Origin of the sequence: Lysinibacillus sphaericus (genome assembly GCF_002982115.1) — a bacterium.
In the GTDB taxonomy this organism is placed as follows: domain Bacteria; phylum Bacillota; class Bacilli; order Bacillales_A; family Planococcaceae; genus Lysinibacillus; species Lysinibacillus sphaericus.
In genome coordinates, this window is the sequence record NZ_CP019980.1 from 1,371,789 (window position 1) to 1,396,690 (window position 24,902).

27 protein-coding genes and 1 pseudogene are annotated in these 24,902 nt (G+C 34.6%); 16 read left to right on the plus strand and 12 right to left on the minus strand.

Going from position 1 to position 24,902, the window contains the following annotated elements:
* Nucleotides 1–279: 279 nt before the first annotated feature.
* Together LS41612_RS06875 and LS41612_RS06880 are read left to right on the plus strand one after the other, a co-directional pair.
* Complete coding sequence (locus LS41612_RS06875; protein ID WP_024363258.1) at nt 280–609, plus strand: four-helix bundle copper-binding protein; 330 nt, start codon at nt 280–282, stop codon at nt 607–609.
* 407 nt (nt 610–1,016) lie between these two features.
* Nucleotides 1,017–1,514 (plus strand): P-loop nucleotide/nucleoside kinase family protein, encoded by a 498-nt coding sequence (locus LS41612_RS06880; RefSeq protein ID WP_024363257.1) that lies wholly within the window; start codon nt 1,017–1,019, stop codon nt 1,512–1,514.
* Nucleotides 1,515–1,682: 168 nt separating this feature from the next.
* Here LS41612_RS06880 and LS41612_RS23870 read toward each other — a convergent pair whose 3' ends face one another.
* The 3 genes from LS41612_RS23870 to LS41612_RS06890 all read right to left on the minus strand — a co-directional run bounded on the left by LS41612_RS23870 (nt 1,683) and on the right by LS41612_RS06890 (nt 3,719).
* Complete coding sequence (locus LS41612_RS23870) at nt 1,683–1,787, minus strand: putative holin-like toxin (RefSeq protein ID WP_370635715.1); 105 nt, start codon at nt 1,785–1,787, stop codon at nt 1,683–1,685.
* A 160-nt stretch (nt 1,788–1,947) separates the two neighbouring features.
* A complete protein-coding gene (locus tag LS41612_RS06885) occupies nt 1,948–2,757 on the minus strand; it encodes an endonuclease I family protein (protein ID WP_024363256.1) in 810 nt (269 codons plus the stop codon).
* On the minus strand, nt 2,757–3,719 hold the full coding sequence (locus LS41612_RS06890; RefSeq protein ID WP_024363255.1) for a S8 family peptidase: 963 nt from the start codon (nt 3,717–3,719) through the stop codon (nt 2,757–2,759). The genes LS41612_RS06885 and LS41612_RS06890 overlap by 1 nt, the downstream gene beginning before the upstream one ends.
* 188 nt (nt 3,720–3,907) lie before the next feature.
* Here LS41612_RS06890 and LS41612_RS06895 point away from each other — a divergent pair, with 188 nt between their 5' ends.
* Both LS41612_RS06895 and LS41612_RS06900 read left to right on the plus strand, forming a co-directional pair.
* Nucleotides 3,908–4,144 (plus strand): hypothetical protein, encoded by a 237-nt coding sequence (locus LS41612_RS06895; protein ID WP_024363254.1) that lies wholly within the window; start codon nt 3,908–3,910, stop codon nt 4,142–4,144.
* A gap of 222 nt (nt 4,145–4,366) precedes the next feature.
* Nucleotides 4,367–4,747, plus strand: a complete 381-nt coding sequence (locus tag LS41612_RS06900; RefSeq protein WP_024363253.1) for an iron chaperone — start codon at nt 4,367–4,369, stop codon at nt 4,745–4,747.
* Nucleotides 4,748–5,213: 466 nt separating this feature from the next.
* Here the strand turns inward: LS41612_RS06900 and LS41612_RS06905 are convergent, their stop codons facing one another.
* Nucleotides 5,214–6,098: a LysR family transcriptional regulator gene (locus LS41612_RS06905; RefSeq protein WP_024363252.1), complete on the minus strand. Its 885-nt coding sequence runs from the start codon at nt 6,096–6,098 to the stop codon at nt 5,214–5,216.
* A gap of 106 nt (nt 6,099–6,204) precedes the next feature.
* On the opposite strand from LS41612_RS06905, the gene LS41612_RS06910 reads away from it, so the two are divergent.
* The 5 genes and pseudogenes from LS41612_RS06910 to LS41612_RS06930 all read left to right on the plus strand — a co-directional run bounded on the left by LS41612_RS06910 (nt 6,205) and on the right by LS41612_RS06930 (nt 10,520).
* Nucleotides 6,205–7,029 carry a sulfite exporter TauE/SafE family protein gene (locus LS41612_RS06910; RefSeq protein WP_024363251.1) on the plus strand — a complete coding sequence of 275 codons (825 nt, stop codon included), beginning with the start codon at nt 6,205–6,207 and terminating at the stop codon, nt 7,027–7,029.
* Between the two features lie 143 nt (nt 7,030–7,172).
* Entirely contained in the window at nt 7,173–7,925 is a 753-nt protein-coding gene (locus LS41612_RS06915) for a DUF4085 family protein (protein WP_024363250.1), read from the plus strand.
* Nucleotides 7,926–8,138: 213 nt separating this feature from the next.
* Nucleotides 8,139–8,267, plus strand: a pseudogene (locus LS41612_RS23875) (hypothetical protein); the annotation flags it as partial.
* A gap of 981 nt (nt 8,268–9,248) precedes the next feature.
* On the plus strand, nt 9,249–9,560 hold the full coding sequence (locus LS41612_RS06925) for a DUF2834 domain-containing protein (RefSeq protein WP_024363249.1): 312 nt from the start codon (nt 9,249–9,251) through the stop codon (nt 9,558–9,560).
* Between the two features lie 363 nt (nt 9,561–9,923).
* Complete coding sequence (locus tag LS41612_RS06930; protein WP_024363248.1) at nt 9,924–10,520, plus strand: hypothetical protein; 597 nt, start codon at nt 9,924–9,926, stop codon at nt 10,518–10,520.
* A 708-nt stretch (nt 10,521–11,228) separates the two neighbouring features.
* Here the strand turns inward: LS41612_RS06930 and LS41612_RS06935 are convergent.
* The 6 genes from LS41612_RS06935 to LS41612_RS06955 all read right to left on the minus strand — a co-directional run bounded on the left by LS41612_RS06935 (nt 11,229) and on the right by LS41612_RS06955 (nt 15,868).
* The gene (locus LS41612_RS06935; protein ID WP_024363247.1) at nt 11,229–12,323 is read right to left on the minus strand and encodes an NADH-dependent flavin oxidoreductase; all 1,095 of its coding nucleotides are present in this window, start codon (nt 12,321–12,323) and stop codon (nt 11,229–11,231) included.
* 332 nt (nt 12,324–12,655) lie between these two features.
* Nucleotides 12,656–13,246, minus strand: coding sequence for a hypothetical protein (locus LS41612_RS06940; RefSeq protein WP_024363246.1), 591 nt, complete (start codon nt 13,244–13,246; stop codon nt 12,656–12,658).
* On the minus strand, nt 13,243–13,827 hold the full coding sequence (locus LS41612_RS06945) for a hypothetical protein (protein ID WP_024363245.1): 585 nt from the start codon (nt 13,825–13,827) through the stop codon (nt 13,243–13,245). The genes LS41612_RS06940 and LS41612_RS06945 overlap by 4 nt, the downstream gene beginning before the upstream one ends.
* A gap of 282 nt (nt 13,828–14,109) precedes the next feature.
* A complete protein-coding gene (locus LS41612_RS23290) occupies nt 14,110–14,274 on the minus strand; it encodes a hypothetical protein (protein WP_162832720.1) in 165 nt (54 codons plus the stop codon).
* Between the two features lie 192 nt (nt 14,275–14,466).
* Entirely contained in the window at nt 14,467–15,072 is a 606-nt protein-coding gene (locus LS41612_RS06950; RefSeq protein ID WP_024363244.1) for a stalk domain-containing protein, read from the minus strand.
* A gap of 391 nt (nt 15,073–15,463) precedes the next feature.
* A complete protein-coding gene (locus tag LS41612_RS06955; protein ID WP_024363243.1) occupies nt 15,464–15,868 on the minus strand; it encodes a hypothetical protein in 405 nt (134 codons plus the stop codon).
* Between the two features lie 197 nt (nt 15,869–16,065).
* On the opposite strand from LS41612_RS06955, the gene LS41612_RS06960 reads away from it, so the two are divergent.
* From LS41612_RS06960 to LS41612_RS06975, 4 genes are all read left to right on the plus strand, one after another.
* Entirely contained in the window at nt 16,066–17,121 is a 1,056-nt protein-coding gene (locus tag LS41612_RS06960) for an ankyrin repeat domain-containing protein (protein WP_024363242.1), read from the plus strand.
* Between the two features lie 145 nt (nt 17,122–17,266).
* Entirely contained in the window at nt 17,267–18,295 is a 1,029-nt protein-coding gene (locus tag LS41612_RS06965; RefSeq protein ID WP_024363241.1) for a DUF4303 domain-containing protein, read from the plus strand.
* 39 nt (nt 18,296–18,334) lie between these two features.
* Nucleotides 18,335–19,621 carry a hypothetical protein gene (locus LS41612_RS06970; RefSeq protein ID WP_024363240.1) on the plus strand — a complete coding sequence of 429 codons (1,287 nt, stop codon included), beginning with the start codon at nt 18,335–18,337 and terminating at the stop codon, nt 19,619–19,621.
* Between the two features lie 31 nt (nt 19,622–19,652).
* Nucleotides 19,653–20,360: a DUF4274 domain-containing protein gene (locus LS41612_RS06975; RefSeq protein ID WP_024363239.1), complete on the plus strand. Its 708-nt coding sequence runs from the start codon at nt 19,653–19,655 to the stop codon at nt 20,358–20,360.
* A gap of 242 nt (nt 20,361–20,602) precedes the next feature.
* Here LS41612_RS06975 and LS41612_RS06980 read toward each other — a convergent pair whose 3' ends face one another.
* A complete protein-coding gene (locus LS41612_RS06980; RefSeq protein ID WP_024363238.1) occupies nt 20,603–22,012 on the minus strand; it encodes an SMI1/KNR4 family protein in 1,410 nt (469 codons plus the stop codon).
* Between the two features lie 196 nt (nt 22,013–22,208).
* Between LS41612_RS06980 and LS41612_RS06985 the strand changes: the two genes are divergently transcribed.
* Entirely contained in the window at nt 22,209–22,436 is a 228-nt protein-coding gene (locus LS41612_RS06985; protein ID WP_024363237.1) for a hypothetical protein, read from the plus strand.
* Nucleotides 22,437–22,575: 139 nt separating this feature from the next.
* Here LS41612_RS06985 and LS41612_RS06990 read toward each other — a convergent pair whose 3' ends face one another.
* Complete coding sequence (locus LS41612_RS06990) at nt 22,576–22,800, minus strand: hypothetical protein (RefSeq protein WP_024363236.1); 225 nt, start codon at nt 22,798–22,800, stop codon at nt 22,576–22,578.
* Nucleotides 22,801–23,000: 200 nt separating this feature from the next.
* Between LS41612_RS06990 and LS41612_RS06995 the strand changes: the two genes are divergently transcribed.
* Together LS41612_RS06995 and LS41612_RS07000 are read left to right on the plus strand one after the other, a co-directional pair.
* Nucleotides 23,001–23,375 (plus strand): HsmA family protein, encoded by a 375-nt coding sequence (locus LS41612_RS06995; RefSeq protein WP_024363235.1) that lies wholly within the window; start codon nt 23,001–23,003, stop codon nt 23,373–23,375.
* Between the two features lie 338 nt (nt 23,376–23,713).
* Nucleotides 23,714–24,154: a YfmQ family protein gene (locus LS41612_RS07000; RefSeq protein ID WP_024363234.1), complete on the plus strand. Its 441-nt coding sequence runs from the start codon at nt 23,714–23,716 to the stop codon at nt 24,152–24,154.
* Nucleotides 24,155–24,902: the final 748 nt, after the last annotated feature.

The window sequence follows — 24,902 nt, forward strand, 5'->3', positions numbered from 1 at the left end:
TCAACAATCGGGCGCAATTCTGTAATAAGAATCAGCGCTCGCTTTCATTAAAGGGCTAGATTGTGGGATAAGGGGTCTAGCCAGATTTATACGGATTCACAACGGTAGGCAAAGAAATATCCCCAAAAAAGGGGGAACAATATACTTTAACCCGAATTATCCAGTCTTCTTTTTAATCCGTCGTCTCCTTCATCCGTTATATATTAATTTTATGTTTAGAGATACATTGTAGGGGTATATGTATAGAGAGTAACATCTAAAATTTAGGTGGGATAGAATTTGTCACATGAACAACGCCAAGAATTAATCCAGGCTTTACACCAATGTATGGCTGCCTGCAATCAATGCTTTGACGCTTGTCTAAAGGAAGACGATGTAAAGATGATGGCTGAATGCATCAGATTAGACCGGGAATGTGCAGATATCTGTAACTTTTTAGAGCAGGCGTTAGCACGAAATACACCATTTGCTTCAGAGCTAGCATCAGTATGTGCGACAGTATGCGAGGCGTGTGGCAATGAATGTAAGAAACATGATCATGAACATTGCCAGCAGTGTGCGGAAGCTTGTTTCAAATGTGCAGAGGCTTGCAGAAAGCTAGCTGCTTAATTTCTTTTCTTACTTAAAAAATACTTTATCCAGCATTAAGTACTTTTTCACGAGTCGGGACGTCCAATTATTTGGCGTCTTTTTTATTGATACAAAGCAATTATTAAGCTTCTCCATCGTATATGAACTAAATCTTTCTGAAAAGCAGTAAAAGGGATTGGTTCAATCGCTCCCCCTTTATATTAAAGAAAAAAGATATGCTTCTTTATCGATTAAAGAAACGATAAATGTACTAGACCAGGAAGAAAACTATAACGACTTTTTCCTTTATAGTGATATTGGGATAATAGGTGAGTTTTCTAATAATCCCTTTGAATGCAATTTCATTACATAACAATTACAATTATTAATAAGCTAGGTTACAAGATAAGGAAATAACCGATAAAATAAGATGGAGGGATAAAAATATGAAAAAACTAGGGACTCTATACTTTTTCTGCGGAAAAATGGGAGCTGGAAAAACGACTAAATCAAAACAAGTGGCTTTAGAGAAGCAAGCAGTATTGTTATCTGAGGATGAATGGCTTGCATCTCTTTACCCTAATCAGATTACAACATTTGAAGACTATCTTAAATTCTCAGCGCAACTCAAGCCGATGATGAAAAAGCATGTCCAAAACATATTAAGTGTTGGTACAGATGTAGTCATGGATTTTCCAGGTAATACTCAACAACAGCGAAAATGGTTTTTGGATATTGCATCAGAGGTAAATGCAAACCATCAACTAATTTTCCTTAATTTAAATAATGAGCAATGCTTACGTCAAATTGCACAAAGATGTATCGAACAACCCGAAAGAGCAACTTTTGACACAGAAGAGACGTTTATTCATGTTACTAATTTTTTTGAAGAACCAGAAGTATCCGAGGGTTTAAATATTTTAGAGTTTAGTGGGGAAGAATAATAAGGTTTGCAACATATCCTTGAAGATTTAAAGTGTGTAAAAAAATACCAAAATAGACCAGCGATAGTTTCTATTAAAGGTAATGAGATTGTTCGGATTTAGGTGATTACATTAAAGGCGATTGGCATTCTAGTAATTCACCCTACTCTGTAAGGTATAGAGGGTGATTTACTTTTTTTTTGAAAAAGTAAATGACAACGCAAGAATCGTTACAATAAGTGTAGCGAAACTAAACATGAGCGTTATAGACTCATAAACTGTCATTGGAACCATCTCCTTTATTTTCGTTTGAAACGAATTTTTGGAATAAAAGATGACCAATCACCCTTAATATCTCAATCTACTACATGTAGAAATTATACCTTTATTGGCGTTTAATATTAAAAAAGCGAACACTAATTCTTTTGTACGATTATAAGGGAATTAGTGTTTTTTAATTTGTTACGATACATTCTGCAATCTCTGGAAAATCAATAAATGGATTCCGATTGCCTTGAAGTTCATGGATAGCTAGGTTGCGATGCTTTTCATAGATAGATACTGGAAAAGATTGATGCCATTTTAACAATAAGAAGATATTCACTAGTTCTTTTTTTATTATGTTTGGATAGCGAATTAGGAAATAGAGTGTAGCTCTAGCAACGATTCCTTTGCCGTATTCTGGTTCGAATTTACTTTCTTCAGCTTTGCCGCAGCCATCTTTGATTCCTAAAATTAATCCTTCAGGGATATAATCATGGAAATCGTAATAAGGGTAGTTGCTGCGACTGCTATTGCAGGTAGGATTGCAGGCGAATAAATGATGCAAGTCTCCTCTCATCGGTTCTTTTTTATCGAACCATGATTGAGGCACTACATGTTCACAGTTAAATAGATTATCCGATAAGATGCTTATTAACCCTTTTGCCTGCATTTCGTGGAGCCGAACGTCCTCCTCTATGACAGAAAGGGGATCCATCCTTTTTCCAGAATAAAGACTTTTTAATGAACCGTTTTCCTGTAAATCAACCCAGGGGTACACATAACGGTGCGGGCTGTAGTTTAATTGATCTGTATGTGTTTTTATAAGCAATGTGTGAAGGCTGTCTAAAAGAGTAGTATTCGTGAATGAAATGCTATGATAGTATTGATTTCTGACTTCCTTATCTTTCTTTTCGTCATAATAGGGTCGATTTTCCTGATAGTTTAAAAAATCTGACTTGGCCGTTTCCCATTCACAGTATAGCAAATCTAGTTTTTCCATTATATTTTCAACGCCTGTCCAGATAATTTTTGGTTGAATACATCCGATAAGTATTCCTCTGTTGTTAAGTACAGCATGCCGTTGCCTTCGAGTTTTGGCGAGTTTCCTAAAGGAATCGTTCTTTTTATTAATTGTGCATACAGCTCAGCCTCTGTCAGATTTCGCTCAAAGTTTCTGTTGGCATTCTCTTTTATGAGTGCAAGTGCACCAGATATATGCGGTGTTGCCATCGAAGTTCCGCTTAGTTTTGCATAAGTTCCGTTTAAATACGTTGAAAGGATTTCTTCACCAGGGGCTACTAAGTCGACTTCATTATTCGAATTTGAAAAATAAGAAGATCTGCGTTGCAGGTTAATGGAACCGACACTGATGACTTCATTGTAGCAGGCAGGGTAGGCCAATTCATTTGAAGAACTCTGTCCATCTCCCTCATTACCAGCAGCACAAACGACTAGTATTTGATTAGTGATTGCGTTTTGAATAGCTTGGTGTAACTCAGGTACATCGACAGAACCTCCGAGGCTCATGGAGATGATATCCACCCTTTGTTCAACTGCATAGTTAATACCATTTATGATCCAGTCGTATTGCCCTGATCCATTTTTATCAAGCACTTTTAAAATCAATAAATTTGCCTCAGGTGCAACACCAACTACTCCTGTGTAGTTATTGATTGCAGCAATTGTGCCAGCCACATGGGTTCCATGGCCATTATAATCGATGTATCGATCAGGTTGTCCATCATCATCATGAGTGAAATTCCACCCACCGATAATACGCCCACTCAAATCAGGATGGGTGACGTCGCAGCCTGTGTCCAATATCGCTACAGTAATCCCCTTCCCTTTAGAATTCTCCCAAACTTTTGGAGCTGCAATAAGTTCAATACCTACTGGCACCACTTCGACCACTTCGACCACTTCATTCACTTGAAACGGAATTAAATGTAACTTTTGCTTCATTTGTATCCCTCCTGAAAGAAATTAGGTTTTAAGTGTAATATTGGTAATTAATAATATTCTAACAATTTTGAATTTTGAATAACAGTTACAATAGATGTGTTTTTATCTAAAATATCAGAATTTTAATAGTGAAAATAGTATTGGTATCTATTAGTCAATATCGCATGATAACATCTTAAAGATTGTGGATGTTTGTACTTAAAATAAACTGTATTGGAGAAGTTGAAGTTCATGGAACAGAAGATGCTTATAAAGGTATCGAATTAATACGTGTACATAAACTTTCTAAAGATACAACATTAGCTGAAGTAGAAAATCTATTCTCTACGCTATTTCACAAAGGTGAAAAGGGCTATAAAAATCTAACACAATGCGTGGGTAAAATTACAATTCGAGCAAAAAAGGAAAATGGTGAAATGGTATAAGAAGGACACGATTGAGGGGGAAGTGGAATTTAAAGTTTTCAACAAGCAAAAGAAAATGTGAGGATTTTCATTTAAACAAAATGGACCAAAAATATTTAAATCAATTCATCAATATTAACTTTGACAAAATTGGGGAGATTGAGAAATAGATAAAGAATGTTTACTTTAATATTAAAGTGTTTTAAAATCCTTTCAATACTTAAATTTACAAGGAGGCATATTATGGAACAAAACATTCCTGAATCAATTGATGAATATATTTTACAATATCCTCAAAAGATTCAAGAAATATTAAAAACAATAAGAAAGGTTATAAAGGAATCAGCGCCAAATGCCGAAGAAAAAATAAGTTACCGGATGCCTACTTTTGTATTAAACGGAAATCTGGTACATTTTGCTGCATACAAAAACCATATAGGCTTCTACCCAACTTCAAGCGGGATTAATAATTTTCAGCATGAATTATCGGGATATAAAACCTCTAAAGGTGCAGTTCAATTCCCAATTGGAAAACCCATCCCTTATGGATTAATTAGTCAAATAGTAAAATTTAGGGTTGCTGAAAACCAAAGTAAAGTGGAAGAGAAAATAAAAAAGAAATAATTTGTAGATGCAAATTTCCCTTTGTTTATGAACTATAACAAAAATCATAATAACAGGATTTATCAACAATCGGCGCGATTCTATAATATGGATCAGCGCTCGTTTTCATTAGAGGGTTAGATTATTGAATGACATGCTTTTGTAAATGTAACTAGACGATTTTTTGGGTGCTTTTTTCATCTAACATTATTGTATAGTTAAATGTAAAAGGGGAGACAGAGTATGGATAACCAATATTTCGTAGGTTGGGGTACATTGGCATTGACTGATACCACCTTTGTGTAACAATCCTGTTTACAACGCTAATGGGCATATTCACGAAATAAATGTACTAAAATGGTTATTTTCTGTTTCACTATTTATACCAAAGCCGTACACAGGTGTTTCATTCTTATTCAACAATCGGGCCATATTGTTGAAATACATTCTTTTATGAAAAGTTACCAAACGGCGGTTTGATAACTTATTATTTGTTATTTAAAAGAAAATCTAAAAACAATTCAGAACTAGTATTTGGCTGCATGTTTAATCGTGTGCATACATGTACAGGGCGTATAATTTCTATGTTTTTCACATAAATCCTCTGCAGTTGATTAGTATCTAAATACCTTTTAACAGCAATAGATGGAGATAAAGTAATACCATAACCTGAAAGAACTGCTTGAACCGATTCCGTTAATCCATTAAAAACCAATCCTATTTTAGGAAATGGCACACCTTGAGTATGACAAATGGATTGGAAAAGTTTTCTTGTTGAACTCCCTTCTTCTCTCATAACAAATGAGTATTGAACAAGTTCATCTAAAGTGACCTCTTTATTTGCTAATTTATGCTTTGGGTGAGTAACGAAATAAAACTCAATATCTTTCCAATGTTTACTTACTATATTAGACTCATCTATATTTTCAGTAACAATAATTCCTATATCTGCCTTATAATTTAGCAAATTATGAATCATGTCTTTCGTGTTTCCTGATTGAAGTACAAATTGAATATGCTCATTTTCATCTTTATACTTCGAAATGAATGGTGGAAGTATAGCTGTAGCTGGTAAATAGGTCGACGCAATGACAATTGTTTCAGCTGCTTGTTTTTTTATATTCGCGATTTTTGTTTCTATCGAGGTTTCTAATGAAAAAAGGTTTTCCGCCTCTTTTGCAAGAATGCGTCCTACTTTCGTTAATTGAATTCCTCTACCTTTCGATTGGATCAATGTCACATCAAGCTCTTTTTCTAAATGGCGAATTTGTATCGTTACAGCTGGCTGACTCAAACATAGATACTCTGCGGCCTTTGTTACATTTTCAAATTCAGCTACCGTTTTAAATATTCTTAAAGAGTGTAGATTCATGCAAATCCCCCTTGTATAAATATTATTTATGGATATTACTTAATTATATATTAGATTTATTGATAATAGCGTTGTATGGTTTGTATAAAAAGTTGAGGGAAAAATAATGAGGACATTGATTAATCTTTCAATGATATTTGCAGGTGGGGTTTTTCTATTATTACAAATTAATGCTACAACAAACATCCCGTTTCTCAGTATCATTATTTGCATTGGCATGTTAGGTTCATTTATAGGGACACTTGCAGGAGGCGGGGGCTTAATTACGTTACCTGCAATGCTACTACTTGGAATTCCTATTCATTTTAGTATCGCAACAAATAAATTTTCTTCAGGAATCGCATCATTATCTAGTTTAATTGTTCTTCTAAAGACAAAAGAGTTGAATATGAAAATGATGAAATCCTACATTATTTCTTCGATTATCGGAGGAGGCTTTGGTGCGTTAGTTACGTCAATTCTTCCAGAGAAATGGCTAAATCTAATTGCAATTTGTTTGCTCATATTTACATTTTTTGTATCTATTAAAAGTAAGAAATGGTATAGCGAACTACAAGCAAATAATACAAACCTTAATAATAATCGTGCTTCTAAAGTGATGTCATTCTTTATTGGGATGTATGATGGTGGATTTGGTCCTGGGTCATCAACATTCAGTATTTTATACTTTATAAAATCTAAAAATACTTATGTAAAGGCAACACAAATGAGCAGAGTGTTAAATTTCGGTAGCTGTTTTGGGGCATTTATCATTTTTTATCAAACGGGTTATTTACAATGGGATTATGCAATTGCTTTGGGTATGGGATCTATCATTGGAACACAAGTTGCACTAAAAATTGTATCAAAAATACCTTTAAAAATTGCTAAAGGGTTAGTAACTACCATCCTAATTTTATTAATCGTTCAAGTAGCATGGCAATTTAAGTAGATATGCAGTACTAAATCACGATCTTCAGCAATCGTGCGCTTTTCTTGAAGATTATTGAGTTGCATAGGCAGCTCTTTTTTCTTATTCAACTAACAGAGCAGTTTAATTAAAAATTATCTACTTAGAGAAACGAGGGTAATAAAATGAAATATTTTACTAAAGAATGGCATGAATTGTGTCAAAAAAATAATTTACATCTGCATTTAGAGGAAGAAAAGCAAGCTGAAACATTCTCAGAAGAATATTTTCAACAGCTTTACCACATTGAATTAAATAGTTGGCTTACTGTACAAGAAGAAGCTAATTTAAGATTAAAATCTCACGAAAACTATGAACCTTTTAATAAAGAAAAGGGAATAGAACAATTTCATGATATTTTCATACATAATCTTATGTATTTAAAAAAGCAATTACCAGAAACAATAGTAAAACAGATTGCAGATATAAGGGTGTTTACTTTAGATAAGGCAACTCGTAATGTAATAAATGCTGTAACTCAATTTTGCGAGGAAAATTACAGAATTGTAACCACAGTAATTGAAGATTACAAAAGATATATAAAAGAAAACTCAACATTACTGGATATAGAAATTGATGGGGATTTTAGCTTCCATGATTGCAAAATTATAAAATCAATTAAGAATGATAAATCCTTAAAATTACTCCTTGATAATAAAGTGAGTGATACAAATATAGATGAGGTCATATTTGAAAATATTAATATTATCAAACAGGATGATTTGTTAGAAGATTCATGGTGGCTGTATGAGGAAATATATAAAGTGAATGACAAATATGAATTTCACGTCTTGCTACAAAATAAAACGGAGGACTTAATTGATTTTATTATATCAGCTGAACAAATTTCCTTTATAAGTAATAAAAATAATCTTTGATAGTAAACTGAGGCGTTTTTGTATTAAGTCGAAGCGAAGATATTAAAAAAATAAAGAGAAGCCTTATTAAGCTAACGGGTGCTTATCTTCAATAAGGTACTCAACAATCGGGCGCGATTGCGGAATAAGCTCCTCTTCTCTGATACAATTTACGTGTGTTTAAATGCAATAAGAACTTGAAAGTTTGTAAATACAGTTAATAAAGGTCTTGAGTTTGAACAAGTTGTAGCATTTGGTAGAGATTATGATTTTGAAAATGAAGAAAGACTAAATGCTCATTATGTAGCGGTTACAAGAGCTAAAGAAAAAATGATAATACAATTGTCTATACAAATAAATTAGCTAATATTTTTAGAGCCCAAGATGTTAGTAGCAAGGAGAAAATTAAGTAATCAACTGTTATAATTTCAAATCTGTTAAATATTGGAGTGGTTTAATTGGTATGTTTTACCTATTAATCTACATAAAGATAGACTAGATTATTTTAAGCTGTTTCTAAGGTCGCCATAATGCTTAGAGAATCGTATGTAGACAAACTACACGAGAAAGAAGCTGAAGTATTATAGTTTCGGGTCGCGGGTTTGAATCCCCTCATTACTTATACGTACGATAATTTTGTTCAGCTAGTTGCAATAGAAGTAAATTCTGGGTACGTTTTTAGTTAGAGGATTTATAAAATTTTACTTGGAACATTGCCATAGTTAATGTTAATTTATAAGAGCTAGTGATCCAATTAAAGCATGTATAATTGTAGAGTAAATAATCATGTTCTACACATTTCTACACAACCTAATTGAAAACCCAGTAATACCAAGGTTCCAGGTGAATGATAAATTCCCTCCTGGGACGTCAATTGCAAATCATAGGTTGATTTTAAACCAAAAAGAAAAACGCTTAAAACCTTTGATAATATAGGGGTTTGGGCGTTTTTTTTGTGTAAAGAATATCGAGAATAGCATTAAATAACATATAAAATCAAATATAGGTAAACAATGTGAACAAAAAATTAAGATGCAAAAATGTTGAGTGCAATTTCTTCATCTCGTTCATCCACTTCTTTTAGGAGCGTATAGAAAAGCTCTAGATTGTTAATATGAATCTATATAAATCATCCTTTTATAAAAGAAACTCCATATAAAGAACGGCCTGTGCTTTCTACAATTGGTTAAATGAAGATGATAGCCTTCCACAATCAATGGTGTATGGTGAACCATCGTTAGAATATTAGTTGGAGTGATAAATGGAAATATTTATTAAAATTAATTTTTTATGAGGTATTATTAAACTATATTATTTGTGAAAAGCATAGAGAGGGGTTTTTAAATGAGAAAAGTTTACTTGTTATTTGCTATTATTGGGACAGTATTTCCGTATTATTTTTTAGTGCAATTCTTGAACGAAAACGGATTTGATTTAGGGTTATTAATAGATTTATTATTTGCAAACTCGATATCGACCTTCTTCGCTGTTGACTTTTTTATTTCATGTTTTGTTTTTATCATCTTTATGTTTAATGAGTCGAGAAAGTATAACATTAAAGAAAAGTGGATATGTCTATTAACTTTGTTTACAGTTGGTTTATCATTGGCATTACCATTATTTTTGTTTTTCAGACAGCCATATATAAAGAAATAAGGGTGTTAACCTAGATAGGCTTTAATTAAATACTCCGTGATGGGTGGTCTTTGACAATACGTTCTAATAGATAAGTTAATAAAGAAAATTACACATTTATTCATTAATTGGTGTCCTAGAGGTGCTTGAATTAGAATTTTATTTTATTGGATTTATTTCCTTTTAATAGAAATAGTAGATGTGTTTAGGAATATTGATAAACGAAATTTAGGTGTGAAATTTTCTTTTTCTTATCGTTATTTGACCTTATTTCGAGGGGATTTTTTAAATTAATTGTACATAGCACTCAAAATGTTTATTTTGTATTGAGTGAAATTTTAATTATGATACCATATAGATTAATACATATTTGGAGGAATAATTATGGAAAATAGTAAGATAAAGTTATTATTATTACTAAGTTTATTTTATGTTTTAATTTTATCAGCATGTAATCAGAAAGAAGAAAGTGTTGATAAATCAGGTGAGAATGAACAAGAAAAAGTAGAAACTTTAAATCAAGAGGAAAAAGAAGAAGTAGATACATCAAATCAAGATGGTTTAGTTGAAAGTGTCGAGAAAATTTCCAAAAATGAAGAGATTGCTGAAGACAATCATTTAAATACATCTTTGACATTAGTTTTAGAAGATGTTATTCCTAGGGACCCAAGTATTGATGATAATGTCTATGGATATGAATTAAATTTTATTTTGAAATATATTAACCATACAGATAAAGACATAAAAGGATTTATAGCAGAAACATATTTTTATGATATGTTTGGTGAATTAGTATACACATTAGATTTCAAATATGAGTGGGATGTTATTCCTGCAAATGGTTCTACAAACTTCAATACTGCTGTTGATTTAAATCAATTCAAAGATGAAGATATGCGGTTTTATAATTTGCCATTTGAGAATATGAAATTTAAATACAAAATTAAATCCATAATCTTTACGGATGGAACAAGTATTTAAAAAAGTAAAGCCTTACAACAAGCTTTGTAAGGCTATTTTATTTTGGAACCCTGCAGGTTGGGTAATGGGAGCCGTTGGAATAACTGCCGATGCCTTAAATGTTTTTAGATAAAATTAAACGTAAGATGACTAAGGAATTAGTAAAAAAGAGAAAGAAATACAAAAAGAACTAAAGAAGTGGCTTAATACCGAAATTATCCCTTCAATAAGAGAAAAGATGTATTACCAGTATAAAAAAGATATGAAAAATGATATAAAGTATTGCGAGTGTAATAGTTATTTCCATTAAGAATTAAACCTTGATTCTAATCGTATTTAGCATTTTATGTATTGATGAAATAAGAGGTATCTAAGTAAAAACATAATTATACACAATTTCTACACAGTGAAGCTAGAAACCCTAGTAAAATTAATGTCTCAGAAATATTTATAAGTACTCCTGAGACGTCTAAAGCTTCATGCTAACTAAAAGCGCCTCAAACCTTTTAAAATCAAGGGTTTGAGACGCTTCTTTTTCTTTATTAAGAATACGTAAGAAAATGAACTGTACAGGGAAGTCTTGAATGGCTGTTACAGGCTTAGTTATAAATGATTTTTTGACCATCGCTAGCATCAGTACAATCTGTTGCTTCCCAAAGCAGATCATCGTAGATAATTTGTTCTTTATGTTTGTTTAGTTTAGTGTGTCATGGTGGTTCGTTTTTACAATTATTTTACGCCAGGGACCCAACCTACATTACGTTTCATCATGTTCATTAGGGGCTCTGGAATGTTATTATCACGGCTCATATCCATTTCCGTAATAACGGGTTCACCAGCGGCTACTTTTTCCACCCAGTGCGCTTCAATTAAAAGCTCACGACCAAGTGCAAGTAAATCAGCACCTGTTTCCATTGCTTCTTTCGCATCTTCTGGTGAATAAATTGAACCAACGCCGATAAACGGTATTCGACCGTCAATGATGCGTTTTAAAATTTTAATACGGTTTTCTTTTTCGCCGCTATAACGATGTGCTTCTGAGCGGAAATCACCTAATGAAATGTGCAAGTAATCGAGCTTTTCATCTGCTAAACGATCTACAAGTCGAACCGTTTCATCTAGCGTGATGCCGTCTTCTTCAGGCTCTTCTGGGCTAAAACGATAACCAACGATAAATTGATCATCAGCATATTGCGCTTTGGCGCGGTTTACACTTTCGATAATTTCTAATAAGAATGTCATACGGTTTTCAACAGAGCCACCATAACGGTCTGTGCGTTTATTTGTAAAGCCTGAGAAGAATTGTTGTAATAGATACGTATTTGCACCGTGAATCTCCACACCGTCAAATCCTGCTTCAATGGCGCGACGTGTCGTTTCACCAAATGCTACGACGATTTCCTCAATTTCTTCTACCGTTAATGCACGTGCCACACCGCCATCTGCTGCAACGTTTTCACTTGCACTTACGATATCGCCATTTGGTACAAGGTCACGTACTGCTTGGCGACCGCCGTGATATATTTGTAAAATTGCTTTTGCGCCACCGTCGTGAATCGCATCAGCAATACGTTTTAAGCTCAAAATATATTCATCGCTATGTGCCGAAATTTGACCTGGGAAGCCTTTCCCATTAGGAAGTACGTAAGCACATGCTGTAATCACCGCACCGACGCCATATGAGCGCTCACGGTAATATGTAATCTCAGCATCTGATACCGTATCATCCGCATTTGCTGAGTAAGTGGTCATTGGCGCCATTAAGTAACGATTACGAATTGTGACGCCGTTATGAAAAGTAAATGGTTTTAAAAAAGTTGTCATGTTATTCACTCCTTCTAAAACAAGAGTAAATTTATAGGATTTAAAAGTCAAAGATCATGCTTACGACTATTTTCTATTTACTACATCATAATGAAAAAATCAGAAAAGGCCTAAAATATTGATTCACAGCATACTGCCATAATTGGAGCCTTTGAAAACGACTATTCGTTATTTCACTCTTACACAATGCGCATGATACATCTTGCTTCACGTTATCCGCACGTTGGACACTTACGTATTTTAATAAAACATAGAAAAAAGCGGCCAAAGAGTCGCCTTTTTCTATGTCTATCATTAGCTTACAGTATCGTGTAACCTTTTAAACTAGCCCTCTATTTAGGTATCGTAGAAAACAATTCAACATCATCAAAGTAGTGAATTGCATCTTTATCTTGGTCATATACATATAATCCATAACCATTTTTGTTTTGTACTAGCTCTTTTATTTCACTAGTAGTCAATGGTTTATCTACTTCTGTATTAAGAGTAACAATATATTTTAGTGAATTAAATTCCATAATAGCTCCAGGAACTAACCCTGTACTATCTTTGTTTATTATTGAAGAAATATTTTCGGGTATCTTTAATTCAAAATAATATTTACTATTAATTTTACTTAACACATCATAAAGCTGAGGACTGATTCTGTAAGAAATTTTAAATTCCACTAATTTATCATTAGCGTTTACTTTAAATTCATCAACTCCAAAATTTGGTGGAATAAATTGCTTTTCTAAAGAAACGGTACTACTGACTTCCTCCATTTGTTGTTGTTGATGATTATTTTGTTTTTCCTCTAATTGCTGATTGTTACGTTTTGTATCTTCAATTTGTTGATTATTATCGCATGCTACAAGAACAAAAATAGATGTCAACATAACTAGAATAAAAATAAAAAGTTTACTATTAATAATTTTTATCATTGTTTAACCTTATCGCTCCAACTAGTATACGTCCATTTTCCTGTCACAGTCTTAGAACTTATTACTTTGCCTGCACTCCATAGTTTTTCAGTTCCACTTGCTTGCACCCAACTACTTCCTGCTCTTAACAAATAATTAGACTTGGCGGGAATCGACCAAGTGATTGAAAGTGTTTTTGTAGTAGATGTTCCTAGTTCTACTTGAGTTGAAACCCCAACTTCAGCCACCATTGACTTAAAAGTAGCGCTAGTAGCAACATTAGCTGAAGAAGATTGCGTAACAGCTACTGAATAACTAACAGAATCTGTGGCCGAACTAGGATTTTTAGCCAAATGTTGAAATTCAAGCTGATTGTTTCTAGATGAACTAGAATGAATATATTCATATCCTGACATATCACTAGCATATGGCGTAATATTTGGCAAAGTTACAAGCGGAGCGTTATCGTATTCTGTATAATCCTCAGAGTTTGTAAAGTCTACTGCGTTTGTAAGGTCTACAGGTTCTTCAGCGCTAGCACCACTAACAGCATGTAAAGAAAGTAAAGATAACATTGATGTTGCTAATAAGGTTTTCTTCATAAACATCCTCCATTCATCATACAAATTTTACCAAAAATAGGTTAATGAAATTATATATCATTATTTTTTGATTTTCAAATTTTTTACATAATTAAATGTTTAAATTTGTTTTTTAAACAATCGTTGTATAAAATGCCTAAAACTTTATCATTTGAGAAACTGATTTGCTTGTTGGCGCACTCAGAATTTCTATTAACTAATATAGGATAAAACAGATTGTAAAAAGGAAAAGACCACTCCTTATAAGTGGTCAATATAGATAATATGCAATTTGGTCTTATTTTATAATGAAGTCGACTTACTTTTTTTCTCATCCATAATTAGGTCTTCTTCATGTTTTGGGCGAGGGGGTTCAGTATGCCCGACACGCTCATTCGGTTTTTTAATATTGGATGATTTTGCTGACTCGTCTGTTGCAAATTCTGTATCTTTTTTATCCCTTTTCATTTCGACACCTCCTAAAATTAGTATTTAACGTATCTCCATAAAATATCCTTGTTTTTTTTCAAATTCACATTTTCAAAACAAAAATTATTTTTCCGACCACTAGTGGACAGGCTTTGATAACGACGATAATGGATGGCACACAAAAATAAAAAACAGACAACTAGTAGTAGTTATCTGTTTGATATGAGACGTTTATTTTGTAATCTTTACATTATTAAATTTGTAATCTTCCCAGTTAGCAGTTAGGGCAATATTAATGGAATCAGCATTGACAGGTTCAAAGAAAATTACATTTTCGGCAGTTACACCTGGTTCAATATATGAATCAGCATGAGGAACATCTTTTTTATACCATCTATCAAAATTGAAATCATGTTTGTAACTGTATTGCTTGCCATTTGCCACTATTCTAGATAAAGAAACGCTAGTGTTTATTTTATCATTTGAGTTATTAATATACGTTAAATATACTTTTAGAGAATCTGAATCTTGAATGACTTTGTCAATATTCACCGTAACACCATTAATCGTTTTTGATAATTCCGATTGGGTAGTAGGAGTTTTACTAGAATTGGATGTAACAGCATATGTTTTAGATTTGCTATCGTAAGTTACTTTCCCTCCAAATAGTTCTGTAACTTCATTTAGTGGTACATAAGCCTTGTTATTAATTAACTGTACATCGATAGATTTTTTGTTGCCGTCGAAAGTGAAATTGTACTTAGTGGCAGCGTAAGCACCCATACTAAACGTAAATAGTAAAATGAATACACTCAATATAACTGTTGATTTTTTCAAATTAAATCCTCCTTTTTTAACCATAATAGGGAACTAAATAAGTTTTGTATATAACAAAAAACAGATAACCATAATAGGTATCTGCTTAAATAAGTTTCTTCTAATTAGGATAAAAGGATAATCTTGTGATTGGAATAAGAAACAGCGTCCGAACTAAAGAAAATTTTTGCATATATTGTTAAATTACAAAAAATAGGTGGCTTAATAAAATAGCTAATACTACCTTAAATCAATACTTCTTTTTCAATTGATATACATATAAAAGCGTAGAATTCGATTTCCTAGTTAGTGGAAAACTGCCACTGAGATAATAAGAGTAATCTTCAATGTTGGGGATCGTAAAAAATCCTGTTATGTAGAAGGAAATAATTAGGAAAAGAACATACTTGATTTAAGTTTGGGTATCAAAGCTGCCTAATACCATGAAATCGACCACTACGCCACTTACGGGGTTTTCTGAACCTAAAACATTAATGCCTAAGACTGTTACACCACTAATATTTGTAACGTTAGCAGAGACATATTTTGCAGCAATGTTCTTTTCTCTCATTTGTACCCGCGGTCTTGCATTAATCGATGAATTGGTGGAATAGACGCTTGATACTGCGTAGTCGATTGTTGATAACAGTGTATTGCCTGTAGCTAATGCATTGTCTGTAAAATAAAACGTCGCTACACCATTAGCATCTGATGTAGCTTGCCCATAGATAATACGCTTTTCCTTTTTAGGATTGGACTCGCCTGCTTTAAACACATGAAATAATGTTGGTGATAATGTAATAACTTCAATGCTCATAGCCATCCTCCATTGCATTTTACAATAGCCTATGAACTTTTATTTCGTTTAATACTTGAAATAGGCATTATTAACTTTTCGTTAGAAGCAGACGAATAACACGCGAATTATGGAGAAGGCATACTACAAGAAATGAATAAGTAGTAAAATATAGGAATGGAGTGATTTTAAAAAACCGACTTAAGGAGAGAACATAAATGGGCAGGAAGCGAAAAACCTTACCGAAAAATTTCGAGGAACTCATTGAAATAGGCGATCTATCAGCGTTAAAAGAGGTATTTTTACAATGTGAATTAGATGCTCATGGTGGTTACAGTAAATCAACAGCTTTAAGTTTTTTTAAAGTACCGAATGATTTGGTTCGCTGGCTTGTGGAGCAGGGGGCTGATATTAATGCGCGTGATCGTTACGGAAGAACGGCTCTACATAAACAGGCAATGAGTTGGTGCGGAAATATTGAATTGTTACTTGAGTTGGGTGCAGCGATAGAAGCACTGGATTATCAAAATGAGACACCTTTATTTGCAGCGGCAGAGTCATTTAATCCAAATGCAGTTTACACATTAGTTGGCAAAGGCGCAAATCTTAGCGCAGAAAACAAGATGAAACAAACCCCTTTAGAAAAAGCTTTGGCAACCTGTAGAAACATAGATATCGTCAATATGGCAAAGGTTGCAGAAATTTTGCTAAACGCTGGCGTGACTGTAACGCAGGATATGCAAAAAGCTATTAAGCGAATTGGCAACGATTTTGAATTTCACCGAGATAACTTTAATAAGGAATATTTGAATCAAACGGATGAGGCACTTTACCGTCTATATCAGCTATTTGCTGTTTCCCCAGTCGGAAAACGAAAGACGCATGATGGCAGCTCTCTAATTACAGTATCTTCAAATGGTTGGCAGGCGCAGCATAATGAACTATGGGGTTTACTCATTCCTTCACAAGGCTATGCGAACACCATACAGGGTGAGGTAATTCGTATTACTGGTAAAGTCGCTTATGAAATTTTAGATAACGGTGGCATTAACTGGGATAATCAATATCGAAAGATGCTCCACAGTTTGGGTCATTATTTTCGTCTGGGCACGCCATTAAACCCAGCGACTTTGCAAGAGGCTGAAACATTAGTGAAAGAACTTCACAAGGGTAATAGTAGTGATGAACCTGCGAGACTGTGTGAATTAGCTGTGCATTGGGTACTTAGCAATCCGAATCCAATGAGGTTGGAACAGCCAGATTATAAGCGATAACTACGTATGACTTGTTCAGCCCAATAAGCATTCAATGCTTAGCAATTTTCTTACTTTACAAGCTAAAAAAAGAGAATCGGACAGATAAGGAATGACAAAACACCTTTATTGGCTTACTAAACATAATTGGAGGGAATGTTTTACTATGAGTTATGATGTTCATATCGGAAGGTTAATCAGTGGGAGAAGAGAATTAGAAGGTAAGGGTAGTTATCTGCTATGTACGGCCAATCAAACGATTCAAGAAATAACGACATTTGGTTCTAAAGATGGGATATTCATTAGTACGCGTGATTTGGAGAATGCCCTTTACGACTTCTGCAAATCTGCAATTGCTCGCTATATAGAAGAAGGACGAAACAAGGATGTGTATACTTTCTCACTCTATACGGATAGCTATAATGGCAGCTATATAGTGTACATTAATAATCGGGATTCTTTAGAGCAAACGGTTGCTCAATACTACGCACAATATCAAGAAAGTTACTTGGAAACTGGTAGCAAGTTTTACAATCAAACTCTAGAGCAAATCTATCGCTCCTGTAAATTTAGTGAAGGCGATTATCCCTTTATGTACGACGAGATGCCGAATGGTCTTGAAACCTATCTTGAAATGTTCAACTGTATTAGTCAAGAAACACCCGCGTATTTAAGCAATGACGAGAACTACATATTTGAGAAGACCATAATAGATTCAGAGCTCTTTTTAATTGCCATCCAAGTTATTCATCGATTGCAAAATGACCTAAAGCAATTGAACCGTACGGAGGACTTTATTGCCTACGTGTCAGCCGCGGATGGCGTTGGTGGTGATTATTTGACATTAAGCCAGCTCATAAGAAAAACTGTACCCGAAGACCAATTGTATCAATCAATGCCTGACTTAATGAAGAAAGATATGGAATTCCATTCTGCTGTCGATGCTATACAGCAACGTCCCCTTGTTCAACAAGTAAAACATTGGGTAGATGTAATCGAAAGAGGAGAATTTGGTAAAGGTAGCATGCGAAGCTTCTGGCGAACAGATTATGAGGCTTATGAACAACTTGTGGGGCTTGGAGGTCACGCCATCCCACATATTCAAGAGCATCTAAACAGTGAACTTGAAGATGATACTAGGCGTATTCTAATGGTGGTATTAGAAGATCTGGCAGAACAAGCTGCTCGCTTATAATTTTACAAAATCGTATAAGGCGAAAGGGGAGAATCCAATATGACGCAACGACTACCATGTAAGACGGAAGGCTGTAGCGCAACAATACTGCCGACTACAGCAGCCAAAACGGGCGGTATTTGTATGCCATGTCATCAGGAGCATGCACGAAAAAAGCAACAAGCTTATATTGAGAAGCACCGCAAAACGGTTAATCTCTATGAAGGACTTACGAATTATGTGGACATTCTTAAGGTAATGCATGCGCCGAGAACGTATGCTCCTCTTATCCAATACATTCCTTATCCGTTAAGCATCGAGCAGATATACATAGCATTATCAGAACAAGAAGCGGACAATATGTTGAAATATGCCATGGAATTACTTGCCAAAAATAATGACAATGAAGCAGAGGACATTCTATTGTCGCTAGTATGCTATCGAAATAAAAATATCGCCAATGCTTTACCTGAGCTGATAGAGCGTAGCTTGTTTCATTATCCACTTGTTTTTAAAGATGCACCGCCGGATATACAACAGCTCCTTTTAGAGCGTATTAAATGGGATCAGGATAACCGAAACCATCTCCTCCTTGTGCTCGGTTGGATTGGTAATGCCATGGTCATGGAGCAGTTTCGGCAATGGCAAAAACAGCCGCCAATATGGGCAGAGCAGTTGTATGTAACGCCAGAAACCTACGCTCTTGAAGGCGGATGGGAGCTTAGCCGTGACGGAAAGAGGCGTGACCTAATTAACCATGTCTGCTATGCAATTAGGCAAACAGATCAACAAAGTGAAGATTTCAATGAAGAGCAGTATGCGCATTTTCTTGGGATAAGCCATTCAACCTGTCCGTGGTGTAATAGGAAGTTAACGAAATTAATGGACGTGGCTACCGCTCATCCATCTTTGCACTATCTCAACATGCACAAGAACTTGCAGGTAATAACCTGTGATTTATGTGGAAGCTTTAGTACAATCTACATGGAATTGGACAAGGATGGTGTGCCTGTTTGGAGCAGTTATAATCAAAAACCAGCGTATCTTCCAGATATTGATGACGTAAACAGCTCTATTGAAATGACACCTAGGTTAGCCCTTGCACATGAGCCACAATCACCATATTATGCTGCGCTTTGGACGATGTCACAATTAAATTCGCAGATTGGTGGTTATCCAAGCTGGGTGCAGGATTCAGCATATCCGCTTTGCCCTTGCTGTGAGCAAAGAATGCGTTTTATAGGGCAGATTGATTATGCTGATTTTGATGAATATGCTGAAGGTATTTTTTATATGTTTGTCTGTCTAAAAGACAACATTACAGCAACCATCTATCAGCAAAGCTAAATAACGTTACTGTGTCAAAGGGGGAATAATCTTGCGTTGGAAGGAAGTTAGCAAGACAGATAATCTGTCACTTGTCCACCAGGCAGCAATGGAACTGGATGTGAATGAACGGGACGAGCGCGGGAGGACACCGCTGATGCTTTTTTTAACTAATCGAATGCCTGTACAAGCAATTGAAATATTAATAGAGCACGGAGCAGAACTTGAAGCACAAGATAAACTTGGTGAAACGCCACTTAAAAAAGCTGTAAAGTTCAAGCAAGTGGATGCTATATTGAAGCTGATCGAAGCGGGAGCCGAACTAGATTCGCCACTGGGTATTTTAGCGACGGCTTGGAATGCAGCGCGTACAGATAAAAAGCTTGCTGACCTTCTGCTTGCAACAAAAGGAGCGGTTCGCCTTTCGTTGACAATGGAAGAACAAAGCATTGTTGAGGAGCTGTTGTATGAAGAGTCACAAAACAAACTATGCGAGAAAATAGCACACATTAATTCGCTAGAAATATTACATGCCATTGTGAACGGATATAACTGGGATGATGGTCCGGAACCGATGCTATCCGTTTTTCAAAATCCAGCAACGTCAGAAATTACACTTCTTGATATGTATGATTTGTTAGATGGGGATTACTGGATGAACAAGAGGGATTCACATGATTTATTAAACACAGATGAGGAGAAGCGCTTTACGGAGCTTGCTGTTGCACTGTATAAAAGATTAGAGCAGTGCCGTCACTAATGATAAGAAGAGGCTGCGCCGTTGTTGTCCGCTTCGGCGGGCGGGCACACACGTAAGCCGCAACCCTCGCTAGCGCGCGGTTCGTTGCGTCTTACGCTACGTGCATTCCCGCAGGAGTCACCGCCTTCGCTACCAACAACTAGTGAACCCTTTTAATTTTTTATTAATTGCAAAAGCAAGAATAGCTAAGTCCTCCATATAGCAACAATTTATGAACACCTTTCCTCTGGTCCTTAAATTTTTTAGTTATGTTCCAGCCTCTTTGCATTATAGTAAGCATTTAATTTATGGATGACTTCCTCTGCTAACATATTGCTAAAGCGAATAATTCCATGTTCTTGTACAATCAGCCCTTCATTGAGGCGTTGATTGAGCCAATCTGTAATAAAGGAAGGCGCATACCCACCTAGACCGAACTCATTGCCAAATGCGATGATGTTTTGATAAGCTTCTATATATTGGTCGTAACTAGTTTCAGGATACGACTTCGTATATAACCAAAATTGCACATCATACATGGTATAGGATAATTGATCTGCATGAAAACTAAAATGGCCTTTCTCTTCGACAATATGTGTACATATGCTACGGATTTTCTGTTCCACTTGTTCCACCTCTGTTACACGAGAGCACAGCTCCTCCAGCAGAGGAGAAAACTTCCCATGCGCTACTTTAGTCAAGGCTTCTTCTTTGTCTTCTTCAGAAGTATCATAGTGTTCTTCATTCACTAAGCCTTTGATAAACGCTTCAAAATTATCGGCAAGGAACGTAATCTCATAATCATCTTCTTGATCGACATGAATCACTTCAGGTTCACCATCTCGACCACATGCTCGATAGTCTAACATCACGACATCATGCCCGGCTGAAGGACAATCACAAATAACTACTCCAATGTCTGGATATCCCCATTCCTCTATCATAAACGGACTGCCCAAATCTCCGCATAGGGAATAGCTTTTCTCACGTCCAATACCCATAATACCTGTAATGGCAATATGATCTTCCGCCCAGGAAGTTGCCATATCTGTTGGAAAGCAAGTATTCCTCGGTACTCCGCCATTGTGTTGCTTCATTAAATAAATATACGAAGCGGGGAGTTTATAACCAAGCTCTTTCTCTATAGAGGCAATTAATTCATCTGACGGTGGCTCTGATTGATAGGATTTTCTTGCATACTCGCTATCTTCCCAAAATGCACTGAGAGACATCTCTGAAAAAGGAATCCTCTTTTCTACGGAGCCACCACGCTCGGAGTAAGCTTTCTTCTGGGCAAGTCGAAATTCTTCACTTTTTTGCTTCTTGGCTTTAAGGGTACTCTGTCTTAAAAAATACTCGGTGCTGCGATCTCCGGAATCTAATTGGTCAGACATGCTAAAAGCTTGAGCTGCTTCCTCATAGCGCTTTAAATAATAGAAAGCAAAGCCTACCCGATAATGCCATAGCGCATCTTGTTTACCTGCCTCAGAAATTTTACTAAAATGATTGAGCGCTTCTTCGTAAAGACCCAAATTGTTATAGGCTCTAGCTAAAATGCTAATCAATTCATCGTCTCGTTCTTCTTCAGGAATTGCTAAAAGGGTATCGACAATTCGTTGATGTTCGTCTACTTCATGCCACTCGTTCAATTGATTTATAAGCTTTTGTTCCATTGTTACCTCCAAATGATTATTCATAAATACTATGTATCTGGTAAATCCTTACCTTTAAAATAGTAACATCTATAAATGAAGGATTCTAGAATTTTCCTGTATGAAACCATAGCAGGATTTCCATTTTGATTGTCTTTTTATTGATTACTTCATGTCCATTTGTCCCATGATATAGGTAGATGGGGGGTGCAGGCTAATGGATTATGAATATTCCGTGAAGTTTTACTTTAACGAAAGCCGTGAAGAAGAATATAAAATTAAAAATAATATTGGACAAGAAACCTTTGTAGAAGAACTGTCTAATGGATTCAATGAAAAGCCTTGGTATTCATTTACTGAAACTGAACATTTTAAAACGATATTAATTAGCACGAAAGAAGTTTATAAGGTATCGGTCGTGCAAAATGTTGTCACATTTGATTAATCCAACGAATTTAATACTTTTATCGTTATGCTTACAACGATAGTTGGATATTTAAAAAGGAAGCTCTAATCGCTTCCTTTTTGTTTATATAATATTACGCTATAGATAATGGCAATTCGTGCAAATAAAAAGGTTAACGTTACATCGTATGGTTTGTTTCATACTCGATGTTTACTTTAATTTTGTGCAAGTCCCTATCAATTTTTGAAATTAACATATGTATTTCTTCATTTTCTGAAGCGTTAAACGTTTCTCCTCTTCGTTTGCTTAACGTGACTGTTTGATTGATTAACCGCAAACAAGATTTAATTAACGCTAAATCTGTTTTGATTGCTTCTTTATTTAAAATGTCTATTTCATCCATTAATATTCACCCCCACTATAGATAATACAATATTAGTAATAATTAACCAATGTACAGCGCTGTCCTTAAAAAACTGATGAAATATATCTTAACCAGTTCATCTGTTGTTCATCTTGCCTTTGTAAAATATATCTGGGCAATAAGTGTATGCATTCTTATAAAGGTACATTTAAATTTGTGCTATGAATCGGGTGATTGAAATGTTAATAATGGCTACAATATTTATTACAGCAGCACTAATTTTTTATACAGTAGGAGTATGGTCAGAAAAATTTCAAAAAACATTAAAATTGTGGCATGTGATTATTTTTTGGATAGGCTTCATATGCGATACGCTTGGAACGACCATGATGGAAAAAATGGCTACAGAAGGATCTTTATTTAGCTTTCATGGCGTAACAGGTTTATTAGCTATTGTGTTAATGTTATTTCATGCCATTTGGGCTTCTATTGTGTTGGTGAAAAATGACTCTAAAATGAAGCAAAAGTTCCATAAGTTAAGCATGGTGGTATGGTTCATCTGGTTGTTTCCTTATATATCTGGAATGATATTTGGGATGATTAATAAATTTTAAAGTTTTGTTCTTTGAAAAAAATGTTCTAAAAATTACCCTATTTATTATTATGTCACAATACTTTCATTTGATATTCAAATCTTATATGGTATGGTTTTGAATGGGGCATTTACTGAATTCCAATTTTCAATAGGCGCTATCTAAATCAACATTATATTTTAGCTCTAAAATAAATGTATGGGCAAAATAACATCCAATTAGATGGTTACAATGAATGTAAATCCCTTTTGAATGAGTGGTGGTTGAAAACACCCCTCTAATGAAACACGGAGCAATGAAGGTGATACAATTTAATTACTTGCTACTACATTAATAAATTATGAAAGAGCTGATAAGATATGACATGGGGTTTAGTTATGACAATAGTGATTGGATCTATTGTTAAATTGGTAATGAGTCCTCCAAGCATCGTTGTAGGGTGGACTGTCAGTAAATTTGAACTGCACAAAAAACTGGATGCAAAAGATGTTACCGTAACCTATAACGGAAAGAATTTAGAAGAAGAAGAAAAAAGTAGATTTACTAACTATTTTAATGAAGCTTCGTTTTTAAAAAAGCATTATATTTTCCCAGGTAATGAAAAGTTATTTTTAGAACCTGAATCAAATATCACGCCATTTGTTATCAATTTTAAAAAAGGCAAAAAGGATATACACTTCTTTGTTTTTAATTACGATAATCACGTTGATATCGTGAAGAAATACAAGGAAAAAGTCGTTTCGTACAGTGTAAGTTCTGATTGTTTACAAAACTTTTCAACGTCTAAAGGTTTAGTATAAAAAGCTTTCATTGCCAATGATTCAACCAGTTGTCGCTATTATAGCGGCGACTGGTTGTTTTCGTTTTGTATGAAATGAAAAAGGCACTTACTAAATTGTAAGTGCCTTTGATTGCGTCGTCTTTTTTAAAATAGTAAAAAAATTGCTATCGTTTGAGATTGTATAGTCCTCTTTGGTACTTATTTACAGTCAGTGATTTATTATGTGAATCAGAATATCGCATAACCTGTATTTAATGTGAAGTTGATTCGGTAATCATAATCAAGCAAGGATACTGATGCTTTTTCAAATTTGGCGTTTTTAAAAGATTCTATAAGTTCTTTTTGTGTTTCTTTGGGGAGTTTTATGTCTGTAAATATATCTTTGTCACCTATATTGACTCTATGAACAGTTACAGTTGGATTGGCTGCATTGAAATTAGCGTCCGTTAATACATCTGTTGCAGAATAGGTTCGACTTTTTATTGCAATAAAAAACTAGCAACAACGATTATAAGTAAAGATAAAATAACGGTTAATATAAAATTTTTGATTTTTTCATATAGACCCCTCTTTATCCTTTTTTTATAAAATGATAGCAAAATGCTGCAATTAAAAAGAATAGCATTTGCAATTCTTTTACGAAAAATTATAAAATTCTATATTGTATTTATTTGAAAATTGACTAGGATGGATTTTGTTTATAAAATTTGTGTACTGTGTTTAGTAAGTTAGTGGTTTTTACAGCACAAAATAGCTTTTAGTTAGCA

Bases quoted from the DNA above. Each gene is read 5' to 3' on its own strand.
- LS41612_RS06880 (WP_024363257.1), top strand. From the start codon at position 1,017: ATGAAAAAACTAGGGACTCTATACTTTTTCTGCGGAAAAATGGGAGCT.
- LS41612_RS23870 (WP_370635715.1), bottom strand. From the start codon at position 1,787: ATGGTTCCAATGACAGTTTATGAGTCTATAACGCTCATGTTTAGTTTC.
- LS41612_RS06885 (WP_024363256.1), bottom strand. From the start codon at position 2,757: ATGGAAAAACTAGATTTGCTATACTGTGAATGGGAAACGGCCAAGTCA.
- LS41612_RS06890 (WP_024363255.1), bottom strand. From the start codon at position 3,719: ATGAAGCAAAAGTTACATTTAATTCCGTTTCAAGTGAATGAAGTGGTC.
- LS41612_RS06895 (WP_024363254.1), top strand. From the start codon at position 3,908: ATGTTTGTACTTAAAATAAACTGTATTGGAGAAGTTGAAGTTCATGGA.
- LS41612_RS06900 (WP_024363253.1), top strand. From the start codon at position 4,367: ATGGAACAAAACATTCCTGAATCAATTGATGAATATATTTTACAATAT.
- LS41612_RS06905 (WP_024363252.1), bottom strand. From the start codon at position 6,098: ATGAATCTACACTCTTTAAGAATATTTAAAACGGTAGCTGAATTTGAA.
- LS41612_RS06910 (WP_024363251.1), top strand. From the start codon at position 6,205: ATGAGGACATTGATTAATCTTTCAATGATATTTGCAGGTGGGGTTTTT.
- LS41612_RS06915 (WP_024363250.1), top strand. From the start codon at position 7,173: ATGAAATATTTTACTAAAGAATGGCATGAATTGTGTCAAAAAAATAAT.
- LS41612_RS06925 (WP_024363249.1), top strand. From the start codon at position 9,249: ATGAGAAAAGTTTACTTGTTATTTGCTATTATTGGGACAGTATTTCCG.
- LS41612_RS06930 (WP_024363248.1), top strand. From the start codon at position 9,924: ATGGAAAATAGTAAGATAAAGTTATTATTATTACTAAGTTTATTTTAT.
- LS41612_RS06935 (WP_024363247.1), bottom strand. From the start codon at position 12,323: ATGACAACTTTTTTAAAACCATTTACTTTTCATAACGGCGTCACAATT.
- LS41612_RS06940 (WP_024363246.1), bottom strand. From the start codon at position 13,246: ATGATAAAAATTATTAATAGTAAACTTTTTATTTTTATTCTAGTTATG.
- LS41612_RS06945 (WP_024363245.1), bottom strand. From the start codon at position 13,827: ATGAAGAAAACCTTATTAGCAACATCAATGTTATCTTTACTTTCTTTA.
- LS41612_RS23290 (WP_162832720.1), bottom strand. From the start codon at position 14,274: ATGAAAAGGGATAAAAAAGATACAGAATTTGCAACAGACGAGTCAGCA.
- LS41612_RS06955 (WP_024363243.1), bottom strand. From the start codon at position 15,868: ATGAGCATTGAAGTTATTACATTATCACCAACATTATTTCATGTGTTT.
- LS41612_RS06960 (WP_024363242.1), top strand. From the start codon at position 16,066: ATGGGCAGGAAGCGAAAAACCTTACCGAAAAATTTCGAGGAACTCATT.
- LS41612_RS06965 (WP_024363241.1), top strand. From the start codon at position 17,267: ATGAGTTATGATGTTCATATCGGAAGGTTAATCAGTGGGAGAAGAGAA.
- LS41612_RS06970 (WP_024363240.1), top strand. From the start codon at position 18,335: ATGACGCAACGACTACCATGTAAGACGGAAGGCTGTAGCGCAACAATA.
- LS41612_RS06980 (WP_024363238.1), bottom strand. From the start codon at position 22,012: ATGGAACAAAAGCTTATAAATCAATTGAACGAGTGGCATGAAGTAGAC.
- LS41612_RS06985 (WP_024363237.1), top strand. From the start codon at position 22,209: ATGGATTATGAATATTCCGTGAAGTTTTACTTTAACGAAAGCCGTGAA.
- LS41612_RS06990 (WP_024363236.1), bottom strand. From the start codon at position 22,800: ATGGATGAAATAGACATTTTAAATAAAGAAGCAATCAAAACAGATTTA.
- LS41612_RS06995 (WP_024363235.1), top strand. From the start codon at position 23,001: ATGTTAATAATGGCTACAATATTTATTACAGCAGCACTAATTTTTTAT.
- LS41612_RS07000 (WP_024363234.1), top strand. From the start codon at position 23,714: ATGACATGGGGTTTAGTTATGACAATAGTGATTGGATCTATTGTTAAA.